This is a genomic window from Methylobacterium symbioticum, assembly GCF_902141845.1.
In the GTDB taxonomy this organism is placed as follows: domain Bacteria; phylum Pseudomonadota; class Alphaproteobacteria; order Rhizobiales; family Beijerinckiaceae; genus Methylobacterium; species Methylobacterium symbioticum.
In genome coordinates this window covers 1-9,576 of the sequence record NZ_CABFPH010000153.1, presented here as the reverse complement: position 1 = coordinate 9,576, position 9,576 = coordinate 1, and the positions used below count along the sequence as shown (strand labels likewise).

Here is a 9,576-nt window from a genome sequence, read left to right as displayed (position 1 = left end):
GTAGCCGGTCTCCGGCTCGGCGCCCTGCCGGCGCAGCCGGGCGCGGCCGGCCGCGCTGAGGACGAGATGGCGCCGCGGGCCGCGCTCCTCGGCGAGGTCGGCCGCGACGAGGCTTCGGCCGGCCTCGGCCGGGAAGCGGCCCGCCCCGAGCGAGACGCCCGTCGCGCCCGCACGCAGGATCAGCGTCGCCGGGTCGAGGGGATCGGGGAAGGCGTAGGCGCCGTCACGGCCGAGCCCCGCCAGCAGGCGCTCCGCCGCCCGGCCGAGGGTGGTCCCTGCGGGGGCGGTCGCGGTGCGGAGCGGGTGGCGCAAGGGCTTGTTCATGTTTTGTTCCGACTTGAGCGCGGAGTAGGCCACCATACGTTTGCAGAAAATGATCCTACGTCAAGACTTGACGCATCCGAGTTATCCACCGGCCCGCTCCCCGGCGGTCGGCGCCGCATAGCCGGAGGCGGTGCGAGCCGTGCCCGATCCGGGCGGGCACGGCTCACGCTCCCGGTCTGCGTGCGGTCTCGCGGCGAACCGATCCAGAGCGCTCTCCGCCGAAGTGGATGCCGGTTCGGCGCGAGAGAGCGCGCCAAAACTAAAGACTTGGCGCCGCTCCTGATTGCAGCGCGATCGGGAGCGGCTCGAGGCCCGGGCGTCGCGCGGAGCCGGGGCGCTCAGGCCGCCGCGTCGTAGGTGCCGCCGCGAACCTGGCCGAGACCGATCGCCTTGGCGAGGTCGGAGCGCGCCTTGGCGTAGTTCGGCGCCACCATCGGGTAGTCGGAGGGAAGGCCCCACTTGGCGCGGTACTGCTCGGGGCTCATGTCGTACTTCGCCCGCAGGTGGCGCTTGAGCGACTTGAAGCTGCGCCCGTCCTCGAGGCAGACGATGTATTCGGGCGTGACGGATTTCTTGATCGGCACGGCCGGCTGCTGCGGCTCGGCCGGCGCTTTCGCCTGCGGCTGGGCGGAGCCCAGTCCCGTCAGGGCCGCGTGCACGCGGCCGATCAGCGGAGCGACCTCTCCCGGCGGGACGGGATTGTTGCTGATATAGGCCGAGACGATCTCAGCCGCGAGCTCGATATAGGCGGCCGCGCTGTTGGGTTCGGTCATGACGATGCAGGTCCTCTAGACGCGAGGCGGGCAGCATCGCCCGGTTCCGGCTGTCGAGGCCGGCCGGGTCTATACGTCGCGCCGCCGCGATGCGTCGCGCCGATCACGCCCGCTCATAGCTGTTCATTGCGCGGCGCCCCTCACGCCACGACATTTTCTCTATGACATCCGAATTGCGCTCGCAAGACCATCGAGACTCGTGCGGATACGTTCTGTGGACTTGCAGGCCTCAAGCATCAATTTGATATATCGATCTGAAATCGCTCCACAACCTATTGGTGTGCATATCAGGTTGAAACCTGCTCCCCCGCCGCAGGCGCAATCGACCGCCGGGACCTTGTCCCGCGGCGGCTGCGGGTGCAGGTCTGGGGGACGGTTCCGGCGAGTCCGCCGCGTGACCCCGCAGCCTCTTCGAGAGCGTCCGGAAGACGAGTGTGATGGCGTCAGACTCCGCAGCCTTTCCCCGCCCCTCCGATCCGCCGGCCGCCGAGGCCCGGCCCCATGCCTTCACCGTTCGCGGGCGGCAGCTCAGCGATGACTATGCCTGGTTGAAAGCTGCGAACTGGCAGGCGGTGCTGAAGGACCCGGCGGCGCTGCCCGAGGACATCGCCGCCTATCTGCGGGCGGAGAACGCCTATGCGGAGGCCGTGCTCGCGGACGACGCCGCCCTGCGCAAGGCGCTGGTCGCCGAGATGCGCGGGCGCATCCGCGAGGACGACAGCGGCGTGCCGGAGCCCGACGGGCCCTTCGCCTACTACACCCGCCACCGCGAGGGCGGGCAGCACCCGCTCGTCTGCCGCCGGAAGCGGAGCGCGGCGCGCCCGCCCGGCGCGCCCGACGATCTCGGCGACGCGGCGGCCGAGGAGATCCTGATCGACGGCGACCGGGAGGGCGAGGGCCTCGCCTTCTTCGAGATCGCCGCGGCGGTCCATGCGGACGACCACGGCCGGCTCGCCTGGAGCGTCGATACCAAGGGCTCCGAACTCTACACGATCCGCGTGCGCGACCTCGTCACCGGCGCCGATCTCGACGACCGGGTCGAGGCGACCTCGGGCGAGGCGATCTGGGCGGGCGACGGGCAGAGCTTCTGGTACGTCGCGGTGGACGCGAATCACCGCCCGGCCAAGGTGATGCGCCACCGGGTCGGCACCGCGCAGGAATCGGACGAGACGGTCTATGTGGAGCGCGATGCCGGCTTCTTCGTGCATATCGGCGAGACGCAGTCCGGCGCCTACCTCGCCGTCACCGCGAGCGACCACGAGACCGCGGAGGTCCACCTCCTCGACCGGCACGACCCGGCGGCGGCGCTCACCGTGGTGCAGCCGCGCGAGCCGCTGCTGATCTATTCCGTCGAGCACCGGGGCGACGACCTCTACATCCTCACCAACGCGGACGGGGCCGAGGACTTCAAGATCGTCACCGCGCCGCGCGCCACGCCCGGCCGCGCGCAGTGGCGCGATCTCGTGCCCCACCGTGCGGGCGTGATGATCCGCCACCTGCATCCGATCGCGGACCATCTGGTGCGCCTCGAGATCGAGAATGCGCGCCCGCGCATCGTCGTGCGCGACCTCGGCACGGGCGCGGAGCACGCCGTCGCCTTCGCGGAGGAGGCCTATTCCCTCGGCCTGCAGCCGGGCCACGCCTTCGACACCGCCACGATCCGCTTCGTCTATTCCTCGATGACGACGCCGGCCGAGACCTGGGACTACGATTGCGTCACCCGCGAGCGGACCCTGCGCAAGCGCCAGACCGTGCCGAGCGGGCACGACCCGGCGGCCTACGTCACGCGGCGCCTGTTCGCCACCGCGCCCGACGGCGCGGAGGTGCCGATCTCGCTGCTGCACCGGCGCGACTGCCCGATCGACGGCACGGCCCCCCTGCTCCTCTACGGCTACGGCTCCTACGGCACGCTGATGCCGGCGGGCTTCCGCACCAACCTGCTCTCGCTGGTGGATCGCGGCTTCGTCTACGCCATCGCTCATGTCCGCGGCGGCACGGAGAAGGGCTGGCGCTGGTACCTCGACGGCAAGCGCGAGAAGAAGCCCAACACCTTCAGCGATTTCGTGGCCTGCGCCCAGGCCCTGATCGGGGCCGGCTACACGGCCCCTAAGCGCATCGTGGCCCATGGCGGCAGCGCCGGCGGCATGCTGATGGGGGCGGTGGCCAACCTCGCGCCGGAGCTGTTCGCAGGCATCGTCGCCGACGTGCCCTTCGTGGACGTGCTCAACACCATGCTCGACGGCGACCTGCCGCTGACCCCGCCCGAATGGCCCGAATGGGGCAACCCGGCCGAGAGCGAGGCGGCCTTCGAGACCATCCTGTCCTACTCGCCCTACGACAACGTGGCGGCGAAGGACTATCCGGCGATCCTGGCGCTCGGCGGCCTCACCGATCCGCGCGTGACCTACTGGGAGCCGGCGAAATGGGTGGCGAAGCTCCGCGCCACCATGACCGGCGGCGGCCCGGTCCTGCTGCGCATCAACATGGAGGCCGGCCATGGCGGCGCCGCCGGCCGTTTCGACCGCCTGGAGGAGGTCGGCCTGATCTACGGCTTCGCGCTGCGGGCCGTCGGCCGGGCCTGAGGTCGGGGGATCCCAAAGGGACGAGTCCCTTTGGCCGGGTATCGGGGCGGAGCCCTGATCGTCGATGACCCGGGCTCCGCGCCTCGAACCCGCGAGAGGGCTGAGCCCTCTCGACACCCGGGACCTAGCGCCGGATCAGCACGGTGCCGGCGACGAGCAGGACGGCGCCGGCCAGCCGCGGGAGGTCGACCGGCCGCTGCGCCAGCCCGAGCAGGCCGAGATGATCGGCCGCCAGGGAGGCCAGCATCTGCCCCGCCACGAGCAGGGCGAGGAAGGTCGCCGCGCCGAGCTGCGGGACGAGCAGGATGGCGAGGCCGATATACAGCGCGCCGAACGCGCCGCCGGTCCAGGCCCACCAGGGCAGGCGCGCCGCGACGCCCGCGGCCGGCACGGGATCGCGCAAGGCGGCGGCGAGGACGGCCATGCAGGCGAGCCCGACGAGATAGCTGACGAAGCCGGCCCAGACGGCCGAGTTCAGGGCGGCGCGCAGGCTCGTGTTGAGCAATTGCTGCGCGACGAGGCTGATCCCGGCGAGCACGGCGAGGCCGGTGGGCAGGAGAAGGTTGAGCATCGGCGGACCCGTCGCGTGACCCGGGGGCGGCCCCGTCGCGCCTTGACAACCATCCGCGACCCATGCCGTCAAATGCGTCATCCGCCCGTTTCCATGCAGATCCGGCATGATCAACCCGGCCCATCTCGACCTCTTCCGGGCGGTGATCCGGCACGGGGGCATGACGCGGGCGGCCGCCGTTCTCGGGATCGGCCAGCCGCATGTCAGCCGGGCCATCGCGCAGCTCGAGGCCGATCTCGGCTTCGCGCTGTTCGTGCGCGGCCATGGCAGCGCGCTGCCCACCCCGGAAGGGGCGGCCTTCGCCCACGAGGTCGCGCAGACCTATGCGGGGCTCGAGCAGCTGAGCCGGGCCGCCCGCGCGATCCGGGAGCGCGGCACCGGCGCCCTGCGTATCGCCTGCCAGCCCTCGCTCGCCGCGCGGCTGCTGCCCCGCGCGATCCGGCGCCTCGATGCGGAATGCCCGGGCGTGCGCGTCTCGGTCCACGTGCCGAGCCCGGACACGATCTGGTCCTGGGCGGCGTCCGGCCAGTGCGACCTCGGCCTGGCGCGCCCGCGCGCCGGCCATCCGGGCGTCGAAGCCGAGCCGTTCCTGGCCATGGCCGCACTCTGCGCGCTGCCCCGGCGGCACCCGCTCGCGCGCCGACGCAGCCTCGGGCCGCGCGATCTCGCGGGCGAGCCGCTGATCTCAGGCGGGCCCGGCCCGTTCCAGCAGGCGGTCGAGGCGGCCTTCGCCGAGGCCGGCGTGACGCCCCGCTTCACCCTGATGGCGCAGTACACGGCCGCGCGCTGCGGCCTCGTCGCCGAGGGGCTGGGGCTCGCCATCGTCGATCCGCTGCCGGCGCGCGAGGTCGCCGGCCCGGCCGTGGCCCTGCGGCCGTTCCGGCCCGAGCTGCCGATCGAGACGCTGCTGCTGCGCCCGGCCGGACGCCCGCCGGGCAGTCTCGCCGAGCGGCTCGTGCGGCTGCTGAGGGCGGAGCGCGACGCCCTGGCCTGAGGGCCTGCCTCAGCTACGGGATGTCGAGGATCTTGTGGGTCTGGAGCGAGAGGCGCCAGCGGGCATCCGTCCGGCAATAGGCGACCGCCGCGCCGGTATGGGCCGCCCGGTCCGGGCCGTCCATCGGCTGCAGGAAATGGTGGCGGAAGTCGAGCTCGGCGAAGGTCTCGGGGTCGAGGCCCTCCTGGGGAAAGACCAGCTTCAGCTCGCTGCCCGAGCGCTGCACCAGCGGGTTGCCGGCCTTGGGGCTGACGCAGATCCAGTCGATGCCCGCGGGCGCGGCAATCGTCCCGTTGGTCTCGACCGCGATCTCGAAGCCCTGGGAATGGACCGCCGCGATCAGGGCCGCGTCGAGCTGGAGCAGGGGCTCGCCCCCGGTGAAGACCACGTAGCGGTTGCGCGCGCCGCCCGCCCAGGTCGCGGCGATGGCCGCGGCCAGGGACTCGGCCTCGGCGAAGCGCCCGCCGCCCGGCCCGTCCAGCCCGACGAAGTCGGTGTCGCAGAAGCGACAGGCGGCCGTGGCGCGATCCTCTTCGCGGCCGGACCAGAGGTTGCAGCCGGCGAAGCGGCAGAACACGGCGGCGCGCCCGGCCTGGGCGCCCTCGCCCTGGAGGGTGTGGAACAGTTCCTTGACCGCGTATGCCATGACGTCGCCGTGGGGCCGGCTGGCCCTCCCGCACCGCACATAAGCGCCGGATCGCCGCCGCGCCACTCCGGCCTGCCGGCCGGGGGACAACCGCGCGCCCGCCATGCTCTCGCCACGGTGGCCGCGTTGAACGGGGCGGGGCGCGGATCCGGCCGGGCTCGCCGGGCCGTGTCCGCCGTCCTACCTCAGCCTTCGGCGGCGCGGCGGAACCCCCCGGTCCCCGGCGCAGCATCTCAGAGTCAGACCTGATGTCGAACCGAATCCTGAGGCGTCTCACCGGCGCGTTCGCGGCGCTCGCAGGGCTCGTCGCCGCCGGCACGGCGCAGGCCGTCACCGCGCCGATCCTGGTGGTGGACGTGGATTCCGGCAAGGTGATCTACGGGCAGGCGGCGACCGACCCCTGGTACCCGGCCTCGATCACCAAGCTGATGACCGCCTATGTCGCCCTCGATCTGGTGCGGCAGGGCCGGGCCTCGCTGAACAGCCTGATCACCATCTCGCCCACCGCCGCCGCTGAGCCGCCCTCCAAGATGGGCTTCCGGCCGGGCACGCAGCTCACCCTCGACAACGCCCTCAAGATCATCATGGTCAAGTCGGCCAACGACGTGGCCTGGGCGATCGGCGAGAGCCTCGGCGGCTCCGTCGAGAATTTCGCCGGGATGATGAACGAGACCGCCCAGCGCATCGGCATGCGCGAGAGCCGCTGGACCAACCCGAACGGCCTGCCCGATGCCCAGCAATGGACCTCGGCCCGCGACATGGCCGTGCTCGCCCGCGCCCTGATGCGCGACTTCCCCGATTCGCGCGACCTGTTCTCGATCTCGGCGATCCAGTTCGGCAAGGCGGTGATGGCCAATCACAACGGCCTGCTCGGGCGCTACGCGGGCGCCGACGGCATGAAGACCGGCTTCATCTGCTCGGGCGGCTTCAACGTGGTGGCGAGCGCCACCCGCAACGGCCGCCGGATCGTCGCGGTGGTGATGGGTCAGCCGAGCGCGCGCGAGCGCGACCTCAAGACCGCCGACCTGTTCGACTACGCCTTCACCCAGAGTGCCGGCTGGACGAGCCAGAGCCTCGAATCCCTCAGCCCCTCGGCCAGCCCCGCCCCGCCCGACATGCGCCCCTATATCTGCGGGGGCAAGAAGGCGCCGGCGATCGACGAGGGCCCCGGAGCGATCGCGGCCAGCGGCGCCGAAGGGGCGGTCGCCCAGTTCATGGGCGCCACCGCCGCCTCCTCGCCGGCCGCCGCCATGGCCGCCTTCAGCAGCACCGCGCTGCGCAACCGCACCCTGCCGCCGCGCGCGCCCCTGCAGCCGGTCGCGGTCTGGATCGGGCGCGATCCGGCCGAGGGCCAGGCGCTCCTCGCCCAGCAGGAGAACGCGGCCAAGACCGCTGCCGCCGAGGCGCGTCAGGCCAAGCTCGAAGCCGCCAAGGCCAAGCGCGAGGCTGCCAAGGAGGCCGCCCGCCAGGCGCAGGCGGCCCGGGCCGAGAAGGCCGCCCAGGCCAAGGCGGCGGCCAAGCCCGAGAAGCCGGCCACGACCCGCGCCGCGGCCAAGCCCGCGCCGAAGAAGCCGCAGGGCGCCCTGCCGCAGAGCGCCACGGCCTATACCTCCGTCGAGGCCCCGACGATGCCGGGTGCGAAGCACGCGGCCAAGCCCGCCGCCAAACCCGCTCCGAAGGCCGCCGCCAAGCCGGCGCCGAAGCCGGCCAAGCCCGCCGCCAAGAAGGCCCAGGCCGACGAATAGACCCGGGTGTCGAGAGGGGTCACCCCTCTCGCGGGTCCAGGGCGGAGCCCTGGAAGAGGCCGGGGCTTCGCCCCTGCACCCCACCAAAGGGATGATCCCTTTGGAATCCCGGACCTTCAGGCTTCGGCCGGCAGGTCCTGCTCGTGCAGGTCGTCGAGGTCGTCGTGGTGCAGGAGCAGCACCGCGGTCGCGGCGGCGAGCTTGCGGGCGGCAGGCGTGAAGCCCGCATTCGAGACCACCGCCGCCGCATCCGCCTCCCAGTAGTTGCGGGCGGCCGCCGCCTCCTGCACCGCGGCGTTGCCGACCGGCTTGCCGTAGCGCTTGCATTGCAGGACGAGCCGGCTGCCGCCGCGGCTCGCGACGATGTCGGCGCCCTGGTCGCCGCTCGCCGGTGTCGGGTGCACCCGCCAGCCTGCCGCGCGCAGCCGGGCAAGGCAAAAGCGCTCGTAGCCGATCCCGTCCTCGGGCAACGCCTCCGCCTCGTCGGGCAGCGCGACGGTCTCCGCCACCGCCTCGACCACCGCGAGCGCCTCGGCCCGGCGGGACTCCACGTAATCGGGGAAGGCCTGCGCGAGCTGGGGCAGCACCGTGCGGTCGAGGAAGTAGTCGCACTCGCGCAGCCAGCCGTCGCGGATCTCGTTGCCGTAGGCGTCCACGAAGCATTCCTGCCGCCGCCGCAAGGCCAGCGTGCGCGCATGGGCCCGGGCCACCCGCCGGATCCGGGCGCGGAAGCGCCGCGGCCGGTCGACGTGGCGCAGGAGCACGAGCCCGAAGGCCGCCCCCGTCGCGGCGAGCCCGGGCGGGCCGTAGGCGAGGGCGAGCGGGCCGGCGAGGACGCCCGTCCAGAACAGGCGGGCGACGAGGTTCGGCGGGCGGGCTTCGGACCGCGACATCAGCGGGCTCGCGACGAGGAAGCGGCCCCGTCCGGGGCCCGGCACGCCTCTGGTGATCGCAGCCGATGCTTGCCCGTTCTCTAACGGGCCGGTCCGGGCTCGCGGAGGGCGATCCTTGTCTGTGGATCGCGCTCCGATCAGCCCTTGGTGCCGGTCCGGCCCTTGCGGCGCTGCTGGCCGAGACCCATCGTGCGGGCGAGTTCGGAGCGGGCGGCGGCGTAGTTCGGTGCCACCATCGGGTAGTCGGGCGCCAGGTTCCAGCGCGCGCGGTACTCCTCCGGCGACAGGCCGTAGCGGCTGCGCAGGTGCCGCTTCAGCGACTTGAAGCGCTTTCCGTCCTCCAGGCAGACGAGATAGTCCGGCGTGATCGAGCGCTTGATCGGCACGGCCGGCGTCAGGGGGGCGGGCGCGGCGGCGGCCTGATCGAGACTACTCAGGGTTGCGTGAACGGAGGCGATGAGCCCGGCCAGCTCGGAGACCGGGACTGAATTGTTGGCGACGAAGGCCGAAACGATCTCTGACGCGAGCGCGACGTAGTCCGGCGCAATGCCGTTCTCGACGGACATCTGCAATTCTCCCCCCAGTCCCTATAGCACATGCCGATGCGCCGGCCAGGACGGATGCCCTGCGGTGTGGCGCACATTCAAGGTTGTCGATTGGGAGCTACTATGGTGTCCGCTATCTTTTAGCAATAGATAAAAATGTTAGGTTCTCCAGTTCTGTCACGATTGTTGAAGCCGTGCAGCGCCGGCGCCTGCCGGGATCTAAACCGCACCGATCCGGGTGACGCCGGGGGCTGCGCGACCCATCTTCCGCCCGGGTTCGCCATCCGGGTCCGCCATCCGGATCCCTGGGCCGCGCGGGCGAGGAGCGAAGGCGTGAGCACATACCGGTTCGACGCGCTGCTGGCGCCGCGCTCGGTCGCCCTGGTCGGGGCCGGCGCGCGGGAGTCGAACCGCTCCTCGGATCTCGGCACCCTGCTCGACAACATCTCGAACGGCGTCCAGGCGATCCAGGCGGCCAACCAGGGCCTGACCTCGAGCCAGAA

At 72.3% G+C, this 9,576-nt stretch carries 8 protein-coding genes and 1 pseudogene; 3 read left to right on the top strand and 6 right to left on the bottom strand.

What is annotated here, in order from left to right; genetic code table 11:
- Together MET9862_RS26990 and MET9862_RS26985 are read right to left on the bottom strand one after the other, a co-directional pair.
- A pseudogene (locus tag MET9862_RS26990) lies at positions 1-324 on the bottom strand (DUF6456 domain-containing protein); the annotation flags it as partial.
- A gap of 338 nt (positions 325-662) precedes the next feature.
- Complete coding sequence (locus MET9862_RS26985; protein WP_142586009.1) at positions 663-1,097, bottom strand: Ros/MucR family transcriptional regulator; 435 nt, start codon at positions 1,095-1,097, stop codon at positions 663-665.
- 437 nt (positions 1,098-1,534) lie between these two features.
- Between MET9862_RS26985 and MET9862_RS26980 the strand changes: the two genes are divergently transcribed.
- Positions 1,535-3,679: a S9 family peptidase gene (locus tag MET9862_RS26980; RefSeq protein ID WP_142586008.1), complete on the top strand. Its 2,145-nt coding sequence runs from the start codon at positions 1,535-1,537 to the stop codon at positions 3,677-3,679.
- 124 nt (positions 3,680-3,803) lie between these two features.
- Here MET9862_RS26980 and MET9862_RS26975 read toward each other — a convergent pair whose 3' ends face one another.
- Positions 3,804-4,250, bottom strand: a complete 447-nt coding sequence (locus tag MET9862_RS26975; RefSeq protein ID WP_142586007.1) for a DMT family transporter — start codon at positions 4,248-4,250, stop codon at positions 3,804-3,806.
- A 106-nt stretch (positions 4,251-4,356) separates the two neighbouring features.
- Between MET9862_RS26975 and MET9862_RS26970 the strand changes: the two genes are divergently transcribed.
- Complete coding sequence (locus MET9862_RS26970) at positions 4,357-5,244, top strand: LysR family transcriptional regulator (RefSeq protein ID WP_142586006.1); 888 nt, start codon at positions 4,357-4,359, stop codon at positions 5,242-5,244.
- Positions 5,245-5,257: 13 nt separating this feature from the next.
- On the opposite strand, the gene queE is transcribed toward MET9862_RS26970, so the two are convergent.
- A complete protein-coding gene (gene queE / locus MET9862_RS26965; RefSeq protein WP_142586005.1) occupies positions 5,258-5,890 on the bottom strand; it encodes a 7-carboxy-7-deazaguanine synthase in 633 nt (210 codons plus the stop codon).
- Positions 5,891-6,138: 248 nt separating this feature from the next.
- Here queE and MET9862_RS26960 point away from each other — a divergent pair, with 248 nt between their 5' ends.
- Positions 6,139-7,635: a D-alanyl-D-alanine carboxypeptidase family protein gene (locus MET9862_RS26960; protein ID WP_142586004.1), complete on the top strand. Its 1,497-nt coding sequence runs from the start codon at positions 6,139-6,141 to the stop codon at positions 7,633-7,635.
- Between the two features lie 116 nt (positions 7,636-7,751).
- On the opposite strand, the gene MET9862_RS26955 is transcribed toward MET9862_RS26960, so the two are convergent.
- Complete coding sequence (locus MET9862_RS26955) at positions 7,752-8,528, bottom strand: restriction endonuclease (protein WP_142586003.1); 777 nt, start codon at positions 8,526-8,528, stop codon at positions 7,752-7,754.
- 137 nt (positions 8,529-8,665) lie between these two features.
- Positions 8,666-9,094, bottom strand: a complete 429-nt coding sequence (locus tag MET9862_RS26950) for a Ros/MucR family transcriptional regulator (RefSeq protein WP_142586002.1) — start codon at positions 9,092-9,094, stop codon at positions 8,666-8,668.
- Between the last annotated feature and the right edge of the window lie 482 nt (positions 9,095-9,576).